At 60.7% G+C, this 211-nt stretch carries 1 pseudogene; it reads left to right on the forward strand.

The annotated features are described in order from the left end of the window. Positions 1–211, forward strand: a pseudogene (locus V6252_RS13575) (ubiquinol oxidase subunit II); the annotation flags it as partial.

The raw sequence follows: 211 nt of genomic DNA on the forward strand, positions 1-211 counted from the left end.
CTTCGTCCCGCAGCTCGGTAGCCAGATCTACGCGATGGCAGGCATGGAAAACCGCCTGCACCTGATCGGCAACGAAGTGGGTACCTATGACGGTATCTCTGCCAGCTACAGCGGCGCCGGCTTCGCTGACATGCACTTCAAGGCGCATGTGATGAGCGAAGGCGACTTCGACGCCTGGATCGAGAAAGCGCGTGGCAGCAGCAAGGTGCTG

The organism is Psychrobacter proteolyticus (assembly GCF_038155145.1).
GTDB classification, from domain to species: domain Bacteria; phylum Pseudomonadota; class Gammaproteobacteria; order Pseudomonadales; family Moraxellaceae; genus Psychrobacter; species Psychrobacter proteolyticus_B.